Consider the following 21349-nt stretch of genomic DNA (forward strand, 5'->3'; position numbering starts at 1 on the left):
TTTCCGGCCGTTCACCGGCCGGACCCGCCGCGGGCCCCGAGACGCGCAAGGCCCGCCCCGGGTTCACCGGGGCGGGCCTTGCGCGGATGTCAGACGTTGAAGCCGAGCGCGCGCAGTTGCTCGCGGCCCTCGTCGGTGATCTTGTCGGGACCCCACGGGGGCATCCAGACCCAGTTGATCCTGAGGTCGTTGACGATGCCCTCGGTGGCGGCCTTCGCCTGGTCCTCGATCACGTCGGTCAGCGGACAGGCCGCCGAGGTCAGCGTCATGTCCAGGGTGGCGATGTTGCCCTCGTCCACGTGGATGCCGTAAATGAGGCCGAGGTTGACGACGTCGATGCCCAGCTCGGGGTCGACGACGTCGTACAGCGCCTCACGGATCTCGTCCTCCCCGGCCGGCTTGGTGCCGGCGGCGGCGGTCTCGGCGTCCGTCGTGCCCGTGTCCGTCGTGCTGGTATCGGTCATGCTGCGGCCTCCTTCAGCGCCTGGGCCGTGGCGTCTTTCCACGCCATCCAGGACAGCAGGGCGCACTTCACGCGCGCCGGGTACTTCGAGACGCCGGCGAACGCGACCGCGTCCTCCAGCACCTCCTCCATGGCGTCGTCCGGCTCGATCCTCCCACGCGACTGCATCAGCTCCAGGAACTGCTCCTGGATCCGCTGCGCCTCGGCGAGTTCCTTGCCGACCAGCAGCTCGTTGAGCACGGAGGCGCTGGCCTGGCTGATGGAGCAGCCCTGGCCCTCGTACGAGACGTCCTCGATGGTCCGTCCGTCGAGCTTCACGCGCAGGGTGATCTCGTCGCCGCAGGTCGGATTGACGTGGTGCACCTCGGCGTCGCCGTCCCGCAAGCCCCGCCCGTGCGGGTGCTTGTAGTGGTCCAGGATGACGTCCTGGTACATCGAATCGAGCTTCACGCTGTTCCCACGCCCTTCAGCCGAAGAAGTTCCGGACGTACTCCAGGCCGTCGATCAGCGCGTCGACCTCGCCCGGGGTGGAGTACAGATAGAACGACGCCCGCGTGGTCGCAGGAATTCCGTACCGCAGGCAGACCGGCCGCGCGCAGTGGTGGCCGACCCGGACCGCGAGGCCCTGCTCGTCGAGCACCTGGCCGACGTCGTGGGGGTGGATGTCCCCGAGCGTGAAGGAGATCGCGGCGCCGCGGTCCTCGGCCGATGTCGGGCCGATGATCCGCAGGTCGGGGACCTCCTGGAGGCGCCCGAGCGCGTACTCGGTGATGGCCCGCTCGTGCGCCTCGATCCGCTCCATCCCGATGCCGCTGAGGTAGTCCACCGCGGCGCCGAGGCCGACGGCCTGGGCGATCGGCGGCGTACCGGCCTCGAACTTGTGCGGCGCCGGGGCGTACGTCGAGGAGTGCATCGAGACGGTCTCGATCATCTCGCCGCCGCCGAGGAACGGGGGCAGGTCGTCGAGCAGCCCCTTGCGGCCCCAGAGCACCCCGATGCCGGTGGGACCGGCCATCTTGTGCCCGGTGAAGGCGACGAAGTCGGCCTGGAGCGCCTGCACGTCCAGCGGCATGTGCGGCGCGGCCTGGGAGGCGTCGACGACGACCAGCGCGCCGACCTCCTGGGCGCGCCGGACGATGGCCTCGACGGGGTTGTGCGTGCCGAGGATGTTGGAGACCAGCACGAAGGAGACGACCTTCGTCCTCTCCGTGATGACCTCGTCCAGGTCGCTCAGGTCGAGGCGGCCGTCGTCGGTGAGGCCGAACCACTTCAGCTTCGCGCCCGTGCGCTGCGCGAGCAGTTGCCACGGGACGATGTTGGAGTGGTGCTCCATCTCCGTGATGACGATCTCCGTGTCGCGGTCCACGCGGTACGGCTCGTCGGCGAAGCCGAGCATGTTGGCCACGAGGTTCAGCGACTCGGAGGCGTTCTTGGTGAAGACCACCTCGTCCCGGCTGGGCGCGTTGACGAAGGCGGCGACCTTGTCCCGGGCGCCCTCGTACAGCGCCGTGGCCTCCTCGGCGAGGACGTGCACACCGCGGTGCACGTTCGCGTTGTGCCGCTCGTAGTACGCGTTCAACGCGTCGAGCACCTGGCGCGGCTTCTGCGAGGTCGCCGCGTTGTCCAGGTACACGAGCTTCTTCCCGTCGTGGACCGTGCGGTCCAGGATCGGGAAGTCCTTGCGGATCGCCTCGGTGTCGAGGAGGCCCGGCAGTGGGGTCACGCTGATGCGCCGCCCTTCACGTAGGCTGCGTAGCCCTCTTCCTCCAGCTTGTCCGCCAGCTCCGGGCCGCCGGACTCGGCGATCCGGCCGCCCGCGAAGACGTGCACGTGGTCGGGCTTGATGTAGCGCAGGATGCGGGTGTAGTGGGTGATCAGCAGGGTGCCGACCTCGCCGCTCTCGCGGATCCGGTTGACGCCCTCGGAGACGATGCGCAGCGCGTCGACGTCCAGGCCCGAGTCGGTCTCGTCGAGGATCGCGATCTTCGGCTTGAGGAGTTCGAGCTGGAGGATCTCGTGGCGCTTCTTCTCACCGCCGGAGAAGCCCTCGTTGACGTTGCGCTCGGCGAAGGCGGGGTCGATGTTCAGCCGCTCCATCGCCTCCTTGACCTCCTTGACCCAGGTGCGGAGCTTGGGGGCTTCGCCGCGGATCGCGGTGGCGGAGGTGCGCAGGAAGTTGGAGACGGTGACGCCGGGGACCTCGACCGGGTACTGCATGGCGAGGAAGAGACCGGCGCGGGCGCGCTCGTCGACGCTCATCTCCAGCACGTCCTCGCCGTCGATGGTGACGGTCCCGGAGGTGATCTGGTACTTGGGGTGGCCGGCGACGGAGTACGCCAGGGTGGACTTGCCGGAGCCGTTGGGGCCCATGATGGCGTGAGTCTCGCCCTGCTTCACGGTCAGGTCGACGCCCTTGAGGATCTCCTTCGTGGCGTTGTCGGCCTCGACGGAGACGTGCAGGTCGCGGATTTCAAGCGTTGCCATGGTGCCTTCAGGACTCCTGGGTGACGGAGACGAGCACGTCGTCCCCTTGGATCTTGACGGGATACACGGGGACGGGGCGCGTCGCGGGCAGCCCGGAGGGCTTGCCGGTACGCAGGTCGAAGGTGGAGCCGTGCAGCCAGCACTCGATCTGGCAGTCCTCCACCTCGCCTTCGGAGAGCGAGACGTTCGCGTGCGAGCAGATGTCGTAGATCGCGAACACCTCGTCCCCGGTGAGCACGACCGACACCGGCGTGCCGTCGAGGTCCACCCGCTTGGGGAGGTCCTCCTCCAGCTCGCTCAGCGCACAGGCGCGTACGTACGTCGCGTTGGTCGTGTCGGTCATGCCACGGACGCCTCCAGCTCGGCCTCGATCTTCTCGATCAGGCGCTGCTCGACGTCCTCGATGCCGATCTGCTGCACCAGCTCGGCGAAGAAGCCGCGGACGACCAGCCGGCGGGCCTCGTCGGCCGGGATGCCGCGGGCCATCAGGTAGAAGAGCTGCTCGTCCTCGAAGCGGCCGGTGGCCGACGCGTGGCCCGCACCGACGATCTCACCGGTCTCGATCTCCAGGTTGGGCACCGAGTCGACGCGGGCGCCGTCGGTGAGCACCAGGTTGCGGTTCAGCTCGTACGTGTCGGTGCCCTCGGCGCGCTTGCGGATCAGCACGTCGCCGATCCACACGGCGTGCGCGTCGGCGCCCTGGAGCGCGCCCTTGTACGCCACGTTGCTCCGGCAGTGCGGGGCGTCGTGGTCGACGAACAGGCGGTGCTCCTGGTGCTGCCCCGCGTCGGTGAAGTACAGCCCGTACAGCTCGGCCTCGGCGCCCGGGCCCGCGTAGTGCGCCCGGGGGTGCAGCCGGACCAGGTCGCCGCCGAAGGTGACGATCACGGACTTGAAGCTGGCGTCCCGGCCGATGAGCGCGGACTGCTGCGCGACGTGCACGGCCTCGTCGGCCCAGTCCTGTACGGAGACGACGGTGAGCTTGGCGCCGTCGCCGAGCACGTACTCGGTGTTCTCGGCGAGCACCGCGTCGCCCGTGTGGTCGATGACGACGACGGCCTCCGCGAAGGCGCCCAGCTCGATGAGCTGGTGCCCGTACGAGACGACCGCCTCTCCGTTCCGGTGTTCCCCGTGCACCGAGACCCGGATCGGCTCGGTGAGCTGTGTGTCCTTCGGCACGGTCACGACCGTGGCCTTCTCGAACGAGGAGTACGCCTGGGCGGCGATCCGGTCCACCGGGGTGCCGGCCCGGCCCAGCCGGGCGTCGTCGCGCCCGACGGTCTCGACGGTGACGCCGTCGGGCGCGGTGATGGCCGTCTTGGGCTCGCCGGTGGCGGTGGCGCTGCCGTCGTGCAGACCGCGGGTCCGCTCCAGCGGGGTGAAGCGCCACTCCTCCTCCCGGCCGTGCGGGACCGGGAAGTCGGCCACGTCGAAGGACGGCGGGGCGCTCATCCTGGTGGCGACGGTGGACTCGGCGGCCACCGCGATGCTTCCGGCGGCGGTGGAGCCGGCCGGGATCTTCTGGGCGTCGGCCATGACTGTTCTCGTACTCGCTTTCTCGGGAATCGTCTCGAAGGCTGTTCCGGCCTGTGCGGGCGTACGGCGGCCGGCTAGCCGACCGCGCCCTCCATCTGCAGCTCGATCAGCCGGTTGAGCTCCAGCGCGTACTCCATCGGCAGCTCCTTGGCGATCGGCTCGACGAAGCCGCGGACGATCATCGCCATCGCCTCGTCCTCGGAGAGGCCGCGCTGCATCAGGTAGAAGAGCTGGTCGTCGCTGACCTTGGAGACGGTCGCCTCGTGGCCCATCGTCACGTCGTCCTCGCGGACGTCGACGTACGGGTAGGTGTCCGAGCGGGAGATCGTGTCGACCAGCAGGGCGTCGCAGAGGACGTTGGACTTCGAGTTCTCCGCGCCCTCGCCGATCTCGATCAGGCCGCGGTACGAGGTCCGCCCGCCGCCCCGCGCCACCGACTTGGAGACGATGTTGGACGACGTGTTCGGCGCCATGTGCACCATCTTGGCGCCGGCGTCCTGGTGCTGGCCCTCGCCGGCGAAGGCGACGGACAGCGTCTCGCCCTTGGCGTGCTCGCCCATCAGGTAGATCGCCGGGTACTTCATGGTGACCTTGGAGCCGATGTTGCCGTCGACCCACTCCATGGTCGCGCCCTCGTAGGCCACCGCGCGCTTGGTGACCAGGTTGTACACGTTGTTCGACCAGTTCTGGATCGTGGTGTACCGGCAGCGGGCGTTCTTCTTCACGATGATCTCGACGACCGCCGAGTGCAGCGAGTCCGACTGGTAGATCGGCGCGGTGCAGCCCTCGACGTAGTGCACGTACGCGCCCTCGTCGACGATGATCAGCGTCCGCTCGAACTGGCCCATGTTCTCGGTGTTGATCCGGAAGTACGCCTGCAGCGGGATCTCGACGTGCACGCCCTTGGGGACGTAGATGAACGAGCCGCCGGACCACACCGCGGTGTTGAGGGAGGCGAACTTGTTGTCACCGGGCGGGATGACCGTGCCGTAGTACTCCTTGAACAGCTCCGGGTGCTCCTTGAGCGCGGTGTCGGTGTCCAGGAAGACGACGCCCTGCTCCTCCAGGTCCTCGCGGATCTGGTGGTAGACGACCTCCGACTCGTACTGCGCGGCGACGCCGGCGACCAGGCGCTGCTTCTCCGCCTCGGGGATGCCGAGCTTGTCGTAGGTGTTCTTGATGTCCTCCGGCAGGTCCTCCCAGGACTGGGCCTGCTTCTCGGTGGACCTGACGAAGTACTTGATGTTGTCGAAGTCGATGCCGGAGAGGTCCGAGCCCCAGGTGGGCATGGGCTTCTTGCCGAAGAGCCGCAGGCCCTTCAGCCGGGTCTTCAGCATCCAGTCGGGCTCGGACTTCTTGCCTGAGATGTCCCGGACGACGTCCTCGGACAGGCCGCGCTTCGCGGCGGCGCCGGCCGCGTCCGAGTCGGCCCAGCCGTACTCGTAGCGTCCCAGGCCGTCGAGCTCGGGATGCTCCGAGGAAGCGGTCTCGATGGGCGCAGTCATGCGGGGTTCCTCCCGGATGTCGGTGGCTGCCTGCGAGCGTGGTGCTCGCGGATTTCGGGGACGAACGTCGTACACACCCCGTCGCCGTGGGCGATGGTGGCCAGACGCTGCACATGGGTGCCGAGCAAGCGGGAGAAGACCTCGGTCTCCGCCTCGCAGAGCTGCGGGTATTGCTCGGCGGTGTGCGCCACCGGGCAGTGGTGCTGGCAGAGCTGCTCGCCGGGGGCTCCGGGCGCGCTGCGCGCGGTGGCAGCGTACCCGTCCTCGGAGAGCAGCCGGGCGAGGGCCTCGACCCGGCTCTCGGCGGGCATGCCGGCCAGCTCCGCGGCGTACCGCTCGGCCTGCTCGGCGACCCGGTCGCGGGCGAAGGCGGCGACGGCCGCCTCACCTCGCACGCCGCCGCCCGCGCTCTGGGCGATCCAGCGCAGTGCGTCGGCGGCGAGCTGGTCGTACGCCTGGTCGAAGGCGTCGCGGCCGCAGTCGGTCAGGGCGAAGACCTTGGCCGGCCGGCCGCGCCCGCGGGTCCCGTAGACCCGCTGGTCGCGGGGTTCCACGATGCCCTCGGCGACGAGCACGTCGAGGTGCCGCCGGACGGCGGCGGGGGTGAGTTCGAGCCGGTGGGCCAGGTCGGCGGCGGTCGACGGGCCGTGGTCGAGGATGGAACGGGCCACGCGGTTGCGCGTCCCGTCACCGGGCACGGCGGCAGCGACGGCCGGCCCGGCCGCCTGGTCCTTCGCCGTGCTCCCACCCGGGTCCACGTTTTTCACAACGCCATTGTTGCTTAATTCGCCGGGATGCGACAAGCCGGGCCTCGATCACCGTGCGGTGGAATACATCACTTAGGGTTACCTAAGTTCCGTACGGGATCGGCCCACCCCCTGGCGTGAACCCTCCCGGGGCGGCGCCGGGCGGGCCCGCGGGCTCTTTAGACTCGCACTCATGCAACAGCCCACCACCGACGCGGCCGTCGCGGTGTCCGGCCTCGTCAAGCGGTACGGCGGGAAGACCGCCGTGGCCGGGCTCGACCTGACCGCCGCCCGCGGCGACGTCACCGCCGTCCTCGGCCCCAACGGCGCGGGCAAGACGACCACCGTAGAGATCTGCGAGGGTTACCGCCGCCCGGACGCCGGCACCGTCCGCGTCCTCGGCCGCGACCCCCTCGCCGACGCCGCCGAGCTGCGGCCCCGGGTCGGCGTGATGCTCCAGTCCGGCGGCGTCTACCCGGCCGCCCGCGCCGAGGAGATGCTGCGGCACGTCGCCCGGCTGCACGCCCACCCCCTCGACGTCGTCGCGCTGATCGAGCGGCTGGGCCTCGGCTCCTGCGGCCGCACCCCCTATCGCCGGCTCTCCGGCGGCCAGCAGCAGCGGCTCGCGCTGGCCATGGCCGTCGTCGGCCGCCCGGAGCTGGTCTTCCTCGACGAGCCGACCGCGGGCCTCGACCCGCAGGCCCGCCGCGCCACCTGGGAGCTGATCCGCGAGCTGCGCGCCGACGGGGTGTCCGTGGTGCTCACCACCCACCACATGGACGAGGCGGAACAGCTCTCCGACAAGGTCGCGATCATCGACGGCGGCCGGCTGCTGGTCGAGGGCACCCCGGAGGAGCTGTGCCGGGGCGGCGCGGAGAACACCATGCGCTTCACCGGCCGCGCGGGGCTCGACCTCGGCTCCCTGCTGAAGGCGCTGCCGACGGAGACCGCGGCGCTGGAGCTGGCCCCGGGCTCGTACCGGATAACAGGCGAGATCAACCCGGAACTGCTCGCCACGGTCACGACCTGGTGCGCGCAGAACGGGGTGCTGCCGGAGCAGATGACGGTGGAGCGGCGCACGCTGGAGGACGTCTTCCTGGAGCTGACGGGAAAGGATCCGCGCTCGTGAACCGCACCGTCCGGGGGTACGGGGGTCGCCCCCCGGGAGACCGCAGCCTGGAGCCGACGGGAAAGGATCCGCGCTCGTGAACCGCACCATCCGGGGGTACGGGGGTCGCCCCCCGGGAGACCGCAGCCTGGAGCCGACGGGAAAGGACCTGCGCGCATGAGTGCTCGGCAGGCGGGGACCGGCGTCTACGCGCCTCGTCCCGGGGCGGCGCCGCTGCGCCGCATGGTCGCCGCGCAGGCGGGGCTGGAGACCCGGCTGCTGCTGCGCAACGGCGAGCAGGTGCTGCTCACCATGATCATCCCGGCGGTGCTGCTGCTCCTCTTCAGCACGGTCGACGTCGTCGACACGGGACCCGGCCAGCGCGTCGACTTCCTCGCCCCCGGCGCCATCGCGCTCGCCGTCCTGGCCACCGCCTTCACCGGCCAGGCCATCGGCACCGGCTTCGACCGCCGCTACGGCGTGCTGAAGCGGCTCGGCGCCTCGCCGCTGCCGCGCGCCGGGCTGATGGCGGCGAAGGCGGCGGCGGTGCTGGCCACGATCGCGCTGCAGCTCGTGCTGCTCACTGCCATCGCGCTGGCCCTCGGCTGGTCACCGCGCGGCGGGGCCGGCGGGGCGCTCGCCGTGGTGCTGCTCGTCGCGCTGGGCACGGCCGCGTTCTCCGGTCTGGGGCTGCTGATGGCCGGCACGCTGCGCGCGGAGGCGACGCTCGCCGCGGCGAACCTCGTCTTCGTCCTGCTGCTGGTGGCGGGCGGCGTGATCGTGCCGCTGGAGAAGTTCCCCGACGGCGCCCGCGCGGTGCTCGAAGTGCTGCCCGTCGCGGCCCTGTCGGACGGGCTGCGGGACGTCCTCCAGCACGGCGGCGGCATGCCGTGGGGCGACCTGGGGCTGCTGGCCGGCTGGGCGGTGCTGGGGCTCGGGGCCGCCGCACGCTTCTTCCGCTGGGAGTGACCCGGCGCCGACCGGGCCTGACGGGCGTAGGGAAACGGGCGGCTCACCCCTCGTGAAACCGCGCACAAGGGGCGGCATACGATAGGCGCCGTGCTGAACCCCCTCGCCCACATCGCCGAGCGCTGGACCCCGACGCAGAAGACGGTCCGGCGCGCGACGCTCTCGGCACTGCTGATGAGCATCGTCATCGTCGTCACCGGGGGCGCCGTCCGGCTGACCGGCTCCGGGCTCGGCTGCGACACGTGGCCCAAGTGCTCGAACGACAGCCTGCTCGCGACGTCCGAGATGGGCGTGCACGGCGCCATCGAGTTCGGCAACCGGCTGCTCACGTACGTGCTGTGCGCCGCCGTCGGCTGGGCCATCGTCGCCGCCCGCGCCACCAAGCCGTGGCGCCGCGAGCTGACGCGGCTGGGCTGGGTGCAGTTCTGGGTGGTCATGGGCAACGCCGTCCTCGGCGGCGCCGCGGTGCTCACCGAGCTGAACCCGTACACCGTCGCCGCGCACTTCCTGCTCGCCACCGGGCTGATCACGATCACGTACCTCACCTGGCACCGCGCCCGCGAGGGCGACGGCGGGCCCGACCTGCTGGTCGGCGCGGTGGTGCGCCGGCTGACCCGGGCGCTGGTGGCGATGTCCGTGCTGCTGCTGGCCGCCGGCACCGTCGTGACCGGCACCGGGCCGCACGCGGGCGACTCCAGCGACGTGCCCCGGATGGGGTGGATCAGTTGGGACAACGCGGCGAAGCTGCACTCGTTCACGGCGTGGGCGGTGGTCGCGCTGACGATCGCGATCTGGGTGACGCTGAAGCTCGTCGACGGCCCGCCGGGGCCGGTGGCCCGCACCCGGGACCTGTTCCTGGTGCTGATGTCGCAGGCCGTCGTCGGCTACGCGCAGTACCTGACGGACGTGCCCGAATTCCTGGTCATGATCCACCTGTTCGGTTCGACGCTGGTGTGGATCGCGGTGCTCCGGGTGGTGGTCTCGCTGCGGCACCGGCCGGATGCCGTGCCCGCGGAGGTCCCGCCGCCGGCGGTGCCGGCGGAGGCACGGCCGGTGGGGTCCTCGGCGCCGTAGCGCCGCACCGCGCCGCTCGCGGGGCGGCCGGCCGCACCGCCGGTCAGCCGGTCTTCTCGTCCGCCCCGGGCTTCGGGGACACCGGGTCCGCGGCGGTCTCCGCCTTCTTCTCGCCGTCGTCCGCGGCCGAACCGTCCGCGGCGGCCGTCTCCGCACCGGACTCCGCGCCGGCGTCCGCGGCGGCAGCCCGAGGCTCCGGCGCGGTCTCCGGCTTCTTCCGCGCCACGCCCGGGTTCGGGTGGCCGCCCATCTGCATTCCGGCCATCCGCGTCCACTCGTACGGGCCGGTCCGTACCCCCGCCGCCAGGTCGCCGTCGAAGTCCTCCTGCAGCGCCACCCCCGCGGCCTCGGCCGCCGCCGTCGCGCTCCGCATGCTCGGCGCCACCAGGTCGCCCCACGTGCCGTCCGCCCCGACCAGCACCAGCCGGGCACCCGGCTCGCCGAGGTACGCGACCTGCCCCCGCGCGCCGCCGTGGCGGCCGGCGAAGGACTCGATCTGCCGGGTGAGCTTGCGGGTCCTGCGGTCGTCGTCGCTCATGCCGCAGATGCTACCCGCCGGTAAGTCGGCGCAGGAAGGGACTCAGCGCAGGAAGGGGTCGACGGCCACCGCGATGAACAGCAGCGACACATAGGTGATCGACCAGTGGAAGAGCCGCATCTCCTTGAGCTTCGCGCCCACGACGTCGTTCTTCGCCCGCCGCAGCAGCCCGTGCGCCTCGCGCAGCCACACCGCGCCGAGCACCGCGGCCACCACCGGGTAGAACCAGCCGGTGTAGCCCAGCGGCCACAGCAGCAGGGAGACGGCGACCATCACCCAGCTATAGGCGACGATCTGCCGCGCCACGACCTTGTTCGACGCCACCACCGGCAGCATCGGCACCTTGACGCGCGCGTAGTCGTCCTTGACCTTCATCGACAGCGGCCAGTAGTGCGGCGGCGTCCAGAAGAACATCACCAGGAAGAGGATCAGCGAGGCCCAGGAGACGGAGTTCGTCACCGCGGACCAGCCGATGGCGACCGGCATGCAGCCGGCGATGCCGCCCCAGACGATGTTCTGCGAGGTGCGCCGCTTCAGCAGCATCGTGTAGACGAGGACGTAGAAGAGGTTCGCGCCGAGCGCGAGCGCCGCCGACAGCGGGTTGACGAGTGTGGCGAACCACACGGTCGAGACCACCGTCAGGGCCAGGCCGAAGGCCAGTCCCTCGGCGGGCCGGACCATCCCGGTCACCAGGGGCCGCTGCTCGGTGCGGTGCATGAGCGCGTCGATGTCCCGGTCCAGGTACATGTTCAGCGCGTTGGCACCGCCGGCCGACAGGTAGCCGCCGATACAGGTGGCGAGCACCAGCCACAGGTCGGGCACGCCCTCGGCGGCCAGGAACATCACCGGAACGGTGGTGATCAGCAGCAGCTCGATGATGCGCGGCTTGGTCAGCGCCACGAACGCCTTGACCCGGGCACCGGTGGGCCGGTGCGCAGTGCCCTGCCCGAGTACCCCTGCGGGTCGGGATTCGACGGCCGTCACGGACACCTCTGCTCGCGGTCAAGGGATTTCTGTACGTCGTCACTGTAGACGCTGCGTATCGGCCCCCCACGCGGGGGGTGCCCCGTGTTGGGGCCGTGCGCACCGGCCCCGCGGCGCGTACCCGGGCGCCGTCCGGCAGGCGCAACCGGCCCGGCAACGGCAGTCTGGATTTCAGCGGGATAGGCTCGAAGGCGCCCGGTGCTTTCCGGTCGCCGGAGTTCCCGCCCGTGGAGAGAGGAGCCCTGAACAAGGGTGAGCACGCAGCCGACCACTGACTTCGAGTGGAACGAACTGGACGACCGCGCGGTGGACACCGCACGCGTCCTGGCCATGGACGCCGTACAGAAGGTCGGCAACGGCCACCCCGGCACGGCGATGAGCCTGGCCCCCGCCGCGTACACGCTCTTCCAGAAGGTGATGCGGCACGACCCCGCCGACCCGCAGTGGACCGGCCGGGACCGCTTCGTCCTCTCCGCGGGCCACTCGAGCCTGACCCTGTACACCCAGCTCTACCTGGGCGGGTTCGGCCTCGAGCTGGCCGATCTGGAGGCGTTCCGCACCTGGGGCTCCCAGACCCCCGGGCACCCCGAGTACGGGCACACCGCCGGCGTCGAGACGACCACCGGGCCGCTCGGCCAGGGCGTCGCCAACGCCGTCGGCATGGCGATGTCCGCGCGCTACGAGCGCGGCCTCTTCGACCCCGACGCCCCCGCCGGCACCTCCCCGTTCGACCACCACATCTGGGTGGTCGCGGGTGACGGCTGCCTCCAGGAGGGCATCTCGCACGAGGCGTCCTCGCTGGCCGGCCACCAGAAGCTGGGCAACCTCATACTCCTCTGGGACGACAACCACATCTCCATCGAGGGCGACACCGCCGCCGCCGTCTCCGAGGACACCGTCGCGCGCTACGAGGCGTACGGCTGGCACGTCCAGCGCGTCGCGCAGAAGCCGAACGGCGACCTCGACCCCGAGGCGCTGTACCGGGCGTTCCAGGAGGCCAAGGCCGTCACCGACCGGCCGTCGTTCATCGCGGCCCGCTCGATCATCGCCTGGCCGGCGCCGAACGCGCAGAACACCGAGGCCGCGCACGGCTCGGCGCTGGGCGCGGAGGAGGTCGCCGCGACCAAGCGGGTCCTCGGCTTCGACCCGGAGCAGCACTTCGAGGTCGACGGCGGCGTGCTCGCGCACGCTCGCGGCCTGGGCACGCGCGGCGCCGTGGCGCACGCCGAGTGGGACAAGCGCTTCGCCGCCTGGCGGCAGGCCGACCCCGAGCGCGCCGCCGAGTTCGACCGGATCCGCGCGGGCGAACTGCCCGCGGGCTGGGCGGACAAGCTGCCGTCGTTCCCCGCCGGCAAGGCCGTCGCGACCCGCAAGGCGTCGGGCGAGGTGCTGAAGGCGCTCGGCCCGGTGGTGCCGGAACTGTGGGGCGGCTCGGCCGACCTCGCCGGGTCCAACAACACGACCATCCCCGGCTCGACCTCGTTCCTGCCCGCCGACAACCCGCTGACCGACGCCGACCCGTACGGCAGGACCGTCCACAACGGGATCCGCGAGCACGCCATGGCCGCGGCCATGAACGGCATCACGCTGCACGGCAACACCCGTGTCTACGGCGGTACGTTCCTGGTCTTCTCCGACTACATGCGCAACGCGGTGCGGCTGTCGGCGCTGATGCACCTGCCGGTGACGTACGTGTGGACACACGACTCCGTCGGCCTCGGCGAGGACGGCCCGACCCACCAGCCGGTCGAGCACCTGACGAGCCTGCGCGCGATCCCCGGGCTGAACGTGGTCCGCCCGGCGGACGCCAACGAGACGGTCATCGCCTGGCGCGAGATCCTGCGCCGCTACACCAAGGAGTACGGCGTCGGCGCCCCGCACGGCCTGGCGCTGACCCGCCAGGGCGTGCCGACGTACGAGGCCAACGACGACACCGCCCGCGGTGGGTACGTGATGTTCGAGGCCGAGGGCCCCGGCGGCGAGGACGCCGAGCCGCAGGTCGTCCTCATCGGCACCGGCTCCGAGGTGCAGCTCGCGGTCGACGCCCGCGAGCAGTTGCAGGCCGAGGGCGTGCCGACGCGGGTGGTCTCGATGCCGTCCGTGGAGTGGTTCGACGAGCAGCCGAAGGAGTACCGCGACGCCGTGCTGCCGCCCGCGGTCAAGGCCCGGGTGGCGGTCGAGGCGGGCGTCGGGATGACGTGGCAGCGCTTCGTCGGGGACGCCGGACGCGTCGTCTCCCTGGAGCATTTCGGCGCCTCCGCCGACTACAAGGTCCTGTTCCGCGAGTACGGGCTCACCGCCGACGCCGTCGCCGACGCCGCCCGGGAATCCCTGCGGGCCGGAAGTCGCTGACGGTTACAGACGACACGATGTCAGGAGATGCAATACCGATGACCGACGCACTCGAGCGCCTCTCCGGTGAAGGCGTCGCGATCTGGCTCGACGACCTGTCCCGCAAGCGCATCACGTCCGGCAACCTCGCCGAACTGATCGACGAGAGCCACGTCGTGGGCGTGACCACCAACCCCACGATCTTCCAGAAGGCCATCTCGGCGGGCGACGGCTACGACGGCCAGCTCACGGACCTGGCCACCCGCGGCGTCACCGTCGAGGAGGCCGTCCGCATGATCACGACGGCCGACGTACGCGACGCGGCCGACGTGCTCCGCCCGGTGTTCGACGCCACCCAGGGGCAGGACGGCCGGGTCTCCATCGAGGTGGACCCGCGGCTCGCCCACCACACCGCCGCCACCGTCGCCGAGGCCAAGCAACTGGCCTGGCTGGTGGACCGGCCCAACATGTTCGTGAAGATCCCCGCCACCCGCGCCGGACTGCCCGCCATCACGGAGGTGCTCGGCAAGGGCATCAGCGTCAACGTCACGCTGATCTTCTCCCTGGAGCGCTACCGGGAGGTGATGGACGCCTTCCTCGCCGGCCTGGAGCAGGCGAAGGCCGCGGGCCTGGACCTGGCAGAGATCCGCTCGGTCGCCTCGTTCTTCGTCTCCCGCGTGGACACCGAGGTCGACAAGCGCATCGACGCCCTGGGCACCGACGAGGCGAAGGCGCTGCGCGGCAAGGCCGCCGTCGCCAACGCCCGGCTGGCGTACGAGGCGTACGAGGAGGTCTTCTCCTCTGACCGCTGGCTCGCGCTGGAGAAGGACGGCGCCCACAAGCAGCGCCCCCTGTGGGCGTCGACGGGCGTGAAGGACAAGGCGTACAAGGACACGCTCTACGTGGACGACCTGGTCGCCCCGGGGACGGTCAACACGATGCCGGAGTCCACGCTGCACGCCGTCGCCGACCACGGCGGGATCGAGGGCGACGCGGTGCGCGGCACGTACGCCGGGGCGCGCGCGGACCTCGACGCCCTGGAGAAGCTGGGCATCTCGTACGACGAGGTGGTCGGCCTGCTGGAGGACGAGGGCGTGGAGAAGTTCGCGAAGTCCTGGACCGATCTGCTCGACTCCACCCGGGTAGAGCTCGACCGCCGTGCACCGAAGGGGGCGTAGTCGACGGTGACCGGCTCTGACACCAACCCCCTGCGGGACCCGCAGGACCGGCGGCTGCCGCGGATCGCGGGTCCCTCGGGCCTGGTGATCTTCGGCGTCACCGGCGACCTGTCGCGCAAGAAGCTGATGCCCGCCGTGTACGACCTGGCGAACCGGGGGCTGCTGCCGCCGGGCTTCTCCCTGGTCGGCTTCGCCCGCCGGGAGTGGGAGGACGAGGACTTCGCGCAGGTCGTCCACGACTCGGTCAAGGAGCACGCGCGCACGCCGTTCCGCGAGGAGGTGTGGCAGCAGCTCTCCGAGGGCTTCCGGTTCGTCCAGGGCGACTTCGACGACGACGGGGCGTTCGAGCGGCTGCGCACCACCATCGAGGACCTGGACAAGGCGCGCGGCACCGGCGGGAACTTCGCGTTCTACCTCTCCGTGCCGCCGAAGTTCTTCCCGCTGGTCGTCCAGCAGCTCAAGGAGCACCGGCTGGCCGACCCGGCCGGTGACTCCTGGCGGCGCGCGGTCATCGAGAAGCCCTTCGGGCACGACCTGAAGAGCGCCGAGGAGCTCAACCGGATCGTCCACGAGGTCTTCGAGCCGGACCAGGTCTTCCGCATCGACCACTACCTCGGCAAGGAGACCGTCCAGAACATCCTGGCGCTGCGCTTCGCCAACACGATGTTCGAGCCGATCTGGAACCGGTCGTACGTGGACCACGTGCAGATCACCATGGCCGAGGACATCGGCATCGGCGGCCGCGCCGGCTACTACGACGGCATCGGCGCCGCCCGCGACGTCATCCAGAACCACCTGCTGCAACTGCTGGCGCTGACCGCGATGGAGGAGCCCACGGCCTTCGACGCGCAGGCGCTGGTGGCGGAGAAGACCAAGGCGCTGGAGTCGGTGCGGCTGCCGGAGGACCTGGGCCGGCACACGGTACGGGCGCAGTACACGGCCGGCTGGCAGGGCGGCGAGAAGGTGCGCGGCTACCTGGAGGAAGACGGCATCGACGCCCACTCCGGTACCGACACCTACGCCGCGATCAAGCTGGAGATCGACAACCGCCGCTGGGCGGGCGTGCCGTTCTACCTGCGCGCCGGCAAGCGGCTCGGCCGCCGGGTGACGGAGATCGCCGTCGTCTTCCAGCGGGCGCCGCACCTGCCGTTCGACACCACCGACACCATGGAGCTGGGCCAGAACGCCCTGGTGATCCGCGTCCAGCCGGACGAGGGCATCACCGTGCGGTTCGGCTCCAAGGTGCCGGGCACGTCGATGGAGGTGCGGGACGTGACCATGGACTTCGCCTACGGCGAGTCCTTCACCGAGTCCAGCCCCGAGGCGTACGAGCGGCTGCTGCTCGACGTGCTCCTCGGCGACGCGAACCTCTTCCCGCGGCCCCAGGAGGTCGAGCTGTCCTGGAAGATCCTCGACCCGATCGAGGAGCACTGGGCGAAGCACGGCAAGCCCGCGTCGTACACCGCGGGCACCTGGGGGCCGAAGGCGGCGGACGAGATGCTGGCACGAGACGGACGGAGCTGGCGGCGGCCATGAACATCGACCTCACCGAGACCACCTCGGCCCAGATCAACGCCGCGCTCGTGGGCGCCCGGCGGGCCACCGGCACGCCGGCGGTCGGGATGGTACTCACGCTGGTGATAGTCACCGACGAGGGCAACCACTACGACGCGCTCAAGGCCGCCAGCCAGGCGTCCAAGGAGCACCCGTCGCGGATCCTGGTCGTCATCAAGCGGCCGGGGCGCTCGCCGCGCGAGCGCGCGCTGGCACGGCTGGACGCGGAGGTGCGCGTCGGCAACGAGACGGACACCGGCGAGACGGTGCTGCTGCGGCTGCACGGCGAGCTGGCGGGGCACCCGGAGAGCGTCGTGCTGCCGCTGCTGCTGCCGGACGCGCCGGTGGTGGTGTGGTGGCCCGAGGACGCGCCGGACAACCCGGCGGAGGACCTGCTCGGCCGGCTCGCCACCCGCCGCATCACGGACGCGGCGGCCTGCGAGGACCCGGTCGGCGCGCTGCGGCAGCGGGCCACGGCGTACGCGCCGGGGGACACCGACCTGGCGTGGACGCGGATCACGCCGTGGCGCAGCATGCTGGCGGCGGCGCTCGACCAGCGGCACGCGGCCATCGAGTCGGCGGTGGTGGAGGGCGAGGAGTACAACCCCTCCTCGGAACTGCTGGCGCTGTGGCTGGCCGAACGGCTGCGGGTGCCGGTGGAGCGCACCGGCTCGCCGGGCCCCGGGCTGACCGCGGTGCGGCTGCTGACGACGGACGGCGTGATCTGCCTCGACCGGCCGAACGGCGCGCTGGCGGAGCTGGCGGTGCCGGGGCAGCCGGAGCGGCACGTGGCGCTCAAGCGGCGCACGACGGCGGAGCTGATCGCGGAGGAGCTGCGGCGGCTCGACCCCGACGAGGCGTACGCGCACGCGGTGGCGTACGGCGTGGAGCGGCTGGCGCCCGCGGGGGCCGTGGAGGCTGACGTAGCGGAGGCGGAGGCAGAGGCGGAAGCCGAGGCCGGGAAGGCGAAGAAGGCGGCGCAGAAGAAGCAGCCGGCGAAGAAGGCCGCGGCGAAGTCCTCGTCGGCGAAGTCGTCGTGAACGGGGCGCCGTGAGCACACCGCAGATCGTCGTCCACCGCGACAAGGAGCTGATGGCCCAGGCGGCCGCCGCCCGGCTGATCACGAAGGTCGTGGACGCGCAGTCCGCCCGGGGCGCGGCGTCGGTCGTGCTCACGGGCGGCCGCAACGGCAACGGCCTGCTGGCGGCGCTCGCCGCCGCCCCGGCCCGTGACGCGGTCGACTGGTCGCGGCTGGACCTGTGGTGGGGCGACGAGCGCTTCCTGCCCGCGGGCGACCCCGACCGCAACGCGACCCAGGCCCGGGAGGCGCTGCTGGACGCGGTGCCGCTCGACCCCGCGCGGGTGCACGAGATGCCGGCGGCGCAGGCGGAGTTCGGCGCCGACGCGGACGCGGCGGCGGCGGCGTACGCGCGTGAACTGGCCGCCGCGGCCCGGCCGGAGGACCACGGTCCGGTGCCGGCGTTCGACGTGCTGCTGCTGGGCGTGGGCCCGGACACGCACGTCGCGTCGCTCTTCCCCGAGCTGCCGGGGGTACGGGAGACGGAGCGCACGGTCGTCGGCGTCCACGGGGCGCCGAAGCCGCCGCCCACGCGGATCTCGATGACGCTGCCGGCGATCAGGGCGGCGCGGGAGGTGTGGCTGCTGGCGGCGGGCGAGGACAAGGCCCGGGCGGCGGCGATGGCGCTGTCGGGCGGGGGCGAGATCCAGGCTCCCGCCGCGGGCGCCCGCGGCCGTACCCGCACCCTCTGGCTCCTGGACCGCCCCGCCGCGGCCCTGCTCCCCCCGGCGCTGTACCCGCCGGCGTCGCCGTAGCGGGCGGGCCCGCAGGCGGCGAGTCCGGCGCCCCCGCGGCCGGGCCCCGCGTCAGAGCATCGCGCGGGCCAGTGCCACCGCGCCCGCCAGGCCGTCCGGGACCGGGGCCGGGGTCACGTCGTACGGGCGCATGCGGGCCGTGAAGCGCGGCAGGAGGGGGCCCGCGGGCGCGAGGAGGGCGCCGGTGGTGACCAGGGGTTCGCCGGGCGCGGGGGCGAGGACGGCGACCGTCTGCGCGAGGTGGTCCGCGGCCTCGTCGAGGATCGCCCCGGCCACCGCGTCACCGGCCGCGGCGGCCCGTACGACCACCGGGCACAGCCGCGCGATCTCCACCGGCGCCCCCGCGAACCCGGCATCCACCAGCGCGATCCGTGCCACCGGATCCGCCTTGTGCGGCGGGGCGGCGGAGTCCCGCTCCCATACGCGCCCCGCTCCCCCGTCTTCCGCAGCCCGCTCCGCACCCCCTCCGCGTGCCCCGAGCGCCCTCTCCCCCCGCTCTCCCCCGCCCGTCGCCGCCGTCAGCAGCCCCACCAGCGCCGTCGCCGGGCCCCTGCCGTCCAGGGAGCGCAGCGCCGCTCGCAGCGCCTGCCGGGCGATCCAGAAGCCGCTGCCCTCGTCGCCCAGGAGCCAGCCGTGGCCGTCGATCGTCGCCGTCTGCCGCCGGCCCGCGACCCGGGCCGCCGACGCGCCCGTGCCGGCGATCGCGACCAGCCCCGCCGACGGTGCGCCCGGACCCGCCGCGAAGGCGATCTCGGTGTCGCCGCGGATCTGCACCGGCACCGCCCGGACCCCGCCGAGGCGCAGCGCCGTGCGGAGGGCCGCGTGCGCCACCCGCGTGCCCACGTCGTCCGGGTTGCGGGGCTCCGCGCCGGCGACGCCCGCGACCACGGCCGCGATCCGCCCCGTACCCGCCGCCTCCGCCAGCGGCGCCACGCACGCCGCCAGCCGGGACGTCAGCACCTCCGGCAGCACCGAGCGCGGGTTTCCCGCCCCCGCCGACGCCGTACGCAGCACTCCGCCGCCCGCCGCGGGCGCGAGCGCCGCGCGGATCCTCGTCCCGCCCACGTCGATGCCGATGACCAGCTTCTCCACTGCCCGCTCCCGGTGGTCGGCCCCGCGCCGCGCCCTTGACGCGCCGCGCGCGACTGCCTGAGATTGACCCCGCGTACGGCACGTTGTCCAGACCACTCCCCGGGAGCACCGATGACCCTCAAGCCGATCAGCGCAGCCGCCTTCACCGCCGCGGCCCTGGCCTCACTCCGGCGGGTGGCCGAGGGGCAGCGCGCCGAGGTCGGCGCCGCCGCGACGGTGTTCGCCGACGCGCTGGGCGGCGACGGCGTGATCCAGGCGTTCGGCACCGGGCACTCGGAGTCGCTGGCGACGGAGATCGCCGGCCGCGCCGGCGGCTTCGTACCGACGAACAAGATCGCCCTGCGGGATCTCGTGATCTACGGCGGCGAGCCCCCCGCGCTGCTCTCCGACGCCAAGCTGGAGCGCGACCCCGCCACCGCCCGCAGGCTGTACGAGCTGGCCGCACCGCACCCCGGGGACGCCTTCGTCATCGCCTCGAACTCCGGCATCAACGGCTGCGTCGTGGAGATGGCCGCGATCGTCAAGGAGCACGGGCACCCGCTCGTCGCGATCACCTCGCTGTCCCACGGCACCCGCGCCGAGTCCCGGCACCCCTCCGGCAAGCGGCTGACCGACCACGCCGACGTGGTGCTCGACAACGGCGCCCCCTTCGGCGACTCCGTGCTCACGCTGCCCGGTGGCGGTACGGCCTGCGCGGTGTCGTCGATCACCGGCGCCCTGCTGGTGCAGCAGGTCGTCGCCGAGGCGATCCGGCTGCTGCTGGAGCGGGGCACGACGCCGCCGGTGTACCTGTCGGCGAACATCCCCGAGGGCGACGCGCACAACGGCGCCCTGGAGGCGCGCTACGCGGGCCGGATCCGCCGCGGGGCGTAGCGCAGCAGCACCAGCGCCGAGTCGTCGTGCAGCTCGGGCGCCCAGTCCGTCAGGTCGCGCCGCAGCGCCGCGAGCACGTCCGCGGGCGGCCGCTTGCGCGGCGCGCCGGCGTAGCGCTCCGCCAGCGGGAAGAACTCGCCCGCCGCGCTGCGCGCCTCCTGCACGCCGTCGGTGGTCAGCAGCAGCTCGTCGCCCTCGGCGAGGGCCATGGTGGTCTCCTCCGCGTCCTCAAGGAACCTCGACAGGCCGAGGCCCAGCGGCGGCCCGCCCTGCAGCTCGGTCTCGCGTACGCGGCCCGCGGCGCTGCGCAGCAGCGGCGGGGGGTGGCCGTGGCTGAGGATCCGGCACAGCCCCTCGCCGGAGATCGTGAGCAGCAGCACGGTGGCGAAGCCCTCGGGGCCGCCGTCGCGCGCCAGGCTGCGGTCCATGCGGGCGGCGATCCGGTCCAGCTCCGGCTCCTCGTGCGCGGCCTCGCGGAAGACGCCGATGGCCATGCCGGTGGTGGGGACGACGCCGAGGCCGTGGCCGCGTACGTCGCCGATGACGACACGGATGCCCCAGCGGGTGACGAGCACCTTGTAGAAGTCGCCGCCGATCATCGCCTCGTCCGTGGCGGAGCGGTACGAGTGCGCCACGTCGAGCGGCCCGGCGCGGGCGGGCGGCGCGGGCAGCAGGGCCTGCTGCGCCGCGTTGGCGACCCGGATGACGCTGGTGAGCCGCTGCTCGCGGGCGAGGCGCTCGCGGTACACGACGAGCCCGACCACGGTGGCGCAGGCGACGGCGAGGATGCCGGACCAGAAGCCGAGGTCGAGTTCGCGGAAGTTCCACCAGCTCAGCGCGGTGCCGATGGCCAGCGCACCGGCACCGGCGACGAGGATCGCCCGCCGGGTGCCGTTGACCGCGACGAACACCGGCAACACGGCGAACAGGGCCTCCAGCGTGTGGCCCTGTTCCGCCGCGATGTCCACGACGGTGGCCGCCGCCAGAAAGACCCCCGTGACCCAATAGGAGGTCCCGCGCAGCCACCGCATCCCTCCAGGCTGCCGCGCGGAACCCGGCCCCGCCAGCAGAACGCCGCCGA

At 72.4% G+C, this 21349-nt stretch carries 21 protein-coding genes; 9 read left to right on the forward strand and 12 right to left on the reverse strand.

Going from position 1 to position 21349, the window contains the following annotated elements; genetic code table 11:
- Positions 1-89: 89 nt before the first annotated feature.
- The 8 genes from ACFYVJ_RS16875 to ACFYVJ_RS16910 form a co-directional block, all read right to left on the reverse strand.
- Positions 90-464 carry a metal-sulfur cluster assembly factor gene (locus ACFYVJ_RS16875; protein WP_388891895.1) on the reverse strand — a complete coding sequence of 125 codons (375 nt, stop codon included), beginning with the start codon at positions 462-464 and terminating at the stop codon, positions 90-92.
- A complete protein-coding gene (gene sufU, locus ACFYVJ_RS16880) occupies positions 461-913 on the reverse strand; it encodes a Fe-S cluster assembly sulfur transfer protein SufU (RefSeq protein WP_027771359.1) in 453 nt (150 codons plus the stop codon). Before sufU ends, ACFYVJ_RS16875 begins: the two co-directional genes overlap by 4 nt.
- Before the next feature lie 16 nt (positions 914-929).
- Positions 930-2186 carry a cysteine desulfurase gene (locus ACFYVJ_RS16885; RefSeq protein WP_388891899.1) on the reverse strand — a complete coding sequence of 419 codons (1257 nt, stop codon included), beginning with the start codon at positions 2184-2186 and terminating at the stop codon, positions 930-932.
- Positions 2183-2947, reverse strand: coding sequence for a Fe-S cluster assembly ATPase SufC (gene sufC / locus ACFYVJ_RS16890; RefSeq protein ID WP_101425178.1), 765 nt, complete (start codon positions 2945-2947; stop codon positions 2183-2185). The genes ACFYVJ_RS16885 and sufC overlap by 4 nt, the downstream gene beginning before the upstream one ends.
- Before the next feature lie 7 nt (positions 2948-2954).
- Positions 2955-3290 (reverse strand): non-heme iron oxygenase ferredoxin subunit, encoded by a 336-nt coding sequence (locus ACFYVJ_RS16895; RefSeq protein WP_388891902.1) that lies wholly within the window; start codon positions 3288-3290, stop codon positions 2955-2957.
- Complete coding sequence (sufD, locus tag ACFYVJ_RS16900; RefSeq protein ID WP_388891904.1) at positions 3287-4483, reverse strand: Fe-S cluster assembly protein SufD; 1197 nt, start codon at positions 4481-4483, stop codon at positions 3287-3289. The genes ACFYVJ_RS16895 and sufD overlap by 4 nt, the downstream gene beginning before the upstream one ends.
- Before the next feature lie 74 nt (positions 4484-4557).
- Positions 4558-5988 (reverse strand): Fe-S cluster assembly protein SufB, encoded by a 1431-nt coding sequence (gene sufB, locus ACFYVJ_RS16905; RefSeq protein ID WP_388891907.1) that lies wholly within the window; start codon positions 5986-5988, stop codon positions 4558-4560.
- A complete protein-coding gene (locus tag ACFYVJ_RS16910; RefSeq protein WP_388892287.1) occupies positions 5985-6746 on the reverse strand; it encodes a helix-turn-helix transcriptional regulator in 762 nt (253 codons plus the stop codon). Before ACFYVJ_RS16910 ends, sufB begins: the two co-directional genes overlap by 4 nt.
- 181 nt (positions 6747-6927) lie before the next feature.
- On the opposite strand from ACFYVJ_RS16910, the gene ACFYVJ_RS16915 reads away from it, so the two are divergent.
- From ACFYVJ_RS16915 to ACFYVJ_RS16925, 3 genes are all read left to right on the forward strand, one after another.
- Positions 6928-7863, forward strand: coding sequence for an ABC transporter ATP-binding protein (locus tag ACFYVJ_RS16915; protein ID WP_388891910.1), 936 nt, complete (start codon positions 6928-6930; stop codon positions 7861-7863).
- Between the two features lie 156 nt (positions 7864-8019).
- Positions 8020-8811 (forward strand): ABC transporter permease, encoded by a 792-nt coding sequence (locus tag ACFYVJ_RS16920; RefSeq protein WP_388891913.1) that lies wholly within the window; start codon positions 8020-8022, stop codon positions 8809-8811.
- 90 nt (positions 8812-8901) lie between these two features.
- A complete protein-coding gene (locus tag ACFYVJ_RS16925) occupies positions 8902-9885 on the forward strand; it encodes a heme A synthase (protein ID WP_388891915.1) in 984 nt (327 codons plus the stop codon).
- Between the two features lie 43 nt (positions 9886-9928).
- On the opposite strand, the gene ACFYVJ_RS16930 is transcribed toward ACFYVJ_RS16925, so the two are convergent.
- On the reverse strand, positions 9929-10423 hold the full coding sequence (locus ACFYVJ_RS16930; RefSeq protein WP_388891918.1) for a hypothetical protein: 495 nt from the start codon (positions 10421-10423) through the stop codon (positions 9929-9931).
- Between the two features lie 42 nt (positions 10424-10465).
- A complete protein-coding gene (locus ACFYVJ_RS16935; protein WP_388891920.1) occupies positions 10466-11407 on the reverse strand; it encodes a heme o synthase in 942 nt (313 codons plus the stop codon).
- 252 nt (positions 11408-11659) lie between these two features.
- Here ACFYVJ_RS16935 and tkt point away from each other — a divergent pair, with 252 nt between their 5' ends.
- The 5 genes from tkt to pgl are packed head-to-tail and all read left to right on the forward strand — an operon-like array spanning position 11660 to position 18303.
- Entirely contained in the window at positions 11660-13759 is a 2100-nt protein-coding gene (gene tkt / locus ACFYVJ_RS16940) for a transketolase (protein ID WP_388891922.1), read from the forward strand.
- A 38-nt stretch (positions 13760-13797) separates the two neighbouring features.
- Positions 13798-14916 carry a transaldolase gene (gene tal / locus ACFYVJ_RS16945; RefSeq protein WP_388891924.1) on the forward strand — a complete coding sequence of 373 codons (1119 nt, stop codon included), beginning with the start codon at positions 13798-13800 and terminating at the stop codon, positions 14914-14916.
- 6 nt (positions 14917-14922) lie between these two features.
- The gene (gene zwf, locus ACFYVJ_RS16950) at positions 14923-16452 is read left to right on the forward strand and encodes a glucose-6-phosphate dehydrogenase (protein ID WP_388891927.1); all 1530 of its coding nucleotides are present in this window, start codon (positions 14923-14925) and stop codon (positions 16450-16452) included.
- Positions 16449-17510, forward strand: a complete 1062-nt coding sequence (opcA, locus tag ACFYVJ_RS16955; protein ID WP_388891929.1) for a glucose-6-phosphate dehydrogenase assembly protein OpcA — start codon at positions 16449-16451, stop codon at positions 17508-17510. The genes zwf and opcA overlap by 4 nt, the downstream gene beginning before the upstream one ends.
- 10 nt (positions 17511-17520) lie before the next feature.
- Positions 17521-18303 carry a 6-phosphogluconolactonase gene (pgl, locus tag ACFYVJ_RS16960; RefSeq protein ID WP_388891931.1) on the forward strand — a complete coding sequence of 261 codons (783 nt, stop codon included), beginning with the start codon at positions 17521-17523 and terminating at the stop codon, positions 18301-18303.
- Between the two features lie 51 nt (positions 18304-18354).
- On the opposite strand, the gene ACFYVJ_RS16965 is transcribed toward pgl, so the two are convergent.
- Positions 18355-19395, reverse strand: coding sequence for an N-acetylglucosamine kinase (locus tag ACFYVJ_RS16965; RefSeq protein WP_388891934.1), 1041 nt, complete (start codon positions 19393-19395; stop codon positions 18355-18357).
- 111 nt (positions 19396-19506) lie between these two features.
- On the opposite strand from ACFYVJ_RS16965, the gene ACFYVJ_RS16970 reads away from it, so the two are divergent.
- Complete coding sequence (locus ACFYVJ_RS16970; RefSeq protein WP_388891937.1) at positions 19507-20268, forward strand: sugar isomerase domain-containing protein; 762 nt, start codon at positions 19507-19509, stop codon at positions 20266-20268.
- Here the strand turns inward: ACFYVJ_RS16970 and ACFYVJ_RS16975 are convergent.
- Entirely contained in the window at positions 20238-21299 is a 1062-nt protein-coding gene (locus tag ACFYVJ_RS16975; protein WP_388891940.1) for a PP2C family protein-serine/threonine phosphatase, read from the reverse strand. The two genes, ACFYVJ_RS16970 and ACFYVJ_RS16975, sit on opposite strands and share 31 nt — an antisense overlap.
- Between the last annotated feature and the right edge of the window lie 50 nt (positions 21300-21349).

The organism is Streptomyces sp. NPDC004134, from assembly GCF_042874195.1.
In the GTDB taxonomy this organism is placed as follows: Bacteria; Actinomycetota; Actinomycetes; order Streptomycetales; family Streptomycetaceae; genus Streptomyces.

Excerpts from the sequence above, each read along its gene's own strand:
- sufD (WP_388891904.1), bottom strand. The coding sequence starts at position 4,483 with ATGGCCGACGCCCAGAAGATCCCGGCCGGCTCCACCGCCGCCGGAAGC.
- ACFYVJ_RS16970 (WP_388891937.1), top strand. The coding sequence starts at position 19,507 with ATGACCCTCAAGCCGATCAGCGCAGCCGCCTTCACCGCCGCGGCCCTG.
- sufC (WP_101425178.1), bottom strand. The coding sequence starts at position 2,947 with ATGGCAACGCTTGAAATCCGCGACCTGCACGTCTCCGTCGAGGCCGAC.
- ACFYVJ_RS16915 (WP_388891910.1), top strand. The coding sequence starts at position 6,928 with ATGCAACAGCCCACCACCGACGCGGCCGTCGCGGTGTCCGGCCTCGTC.
- ACFYVJ_RS16895 (WP_388891902.1), bottom strand. The coding sequence starts at position 3,290 with ATGACCGACACGACCAACGCGACGTACGTACGCGCCTGTGCGCTGAGC.
- sufB (WP_388891907.1), bottom strand. The coding sequence starts at position 5,988 with ATGACTGCGCCCATCGAGACCGCTTCCTCGGAGCATCCCGAGCTCGAC.
- ACFYVJ_RS16875 (WP_388891895.1), bottom strand. The coding sequence starts at position 464 with ATGACCGATACCAGCACGACGGACACGGGCACGACGGACGCCGAGACC.
- tal (WP_388891924.1), top strand. The coding sequence starts at position 13,798 with ATGACCGACGCACTCGAGCGCCTCTCCGGTGAAGGCGTCGCGATCTGG.
- ACFYVJ_RS16930 (WP_388891918.1), bottom strand. The coding sequence starts at position 10,423 with ATGAGCGACGACGACCGCAGGACCCGCAAGCTCACCCGGCAGATCGAG.
- ACFYVJ_RS16975 (WP_388891940.1), bottom strand. The coding sequence starts at position 21,299 with ATGCGGTGGCTGCGCGGGACCTCCTATTGGGTCACGGGGGTCTTTCTG.
- ACFYVJ_RS16920 (WP_388891913.1), top strand. The coding sequence starts at position 8,020 with ATGAGTGCTCGGCAGGCGGGGACCGGCGTCTACGCGCCTCGTCCCGGG.
- opcA (WP_388891929.1), top strand. The coding sequence starts at position 16,449 with ATGAACATCGACCTCACCGAGACCACCTCGGCCCAGATCAACGCCGCG.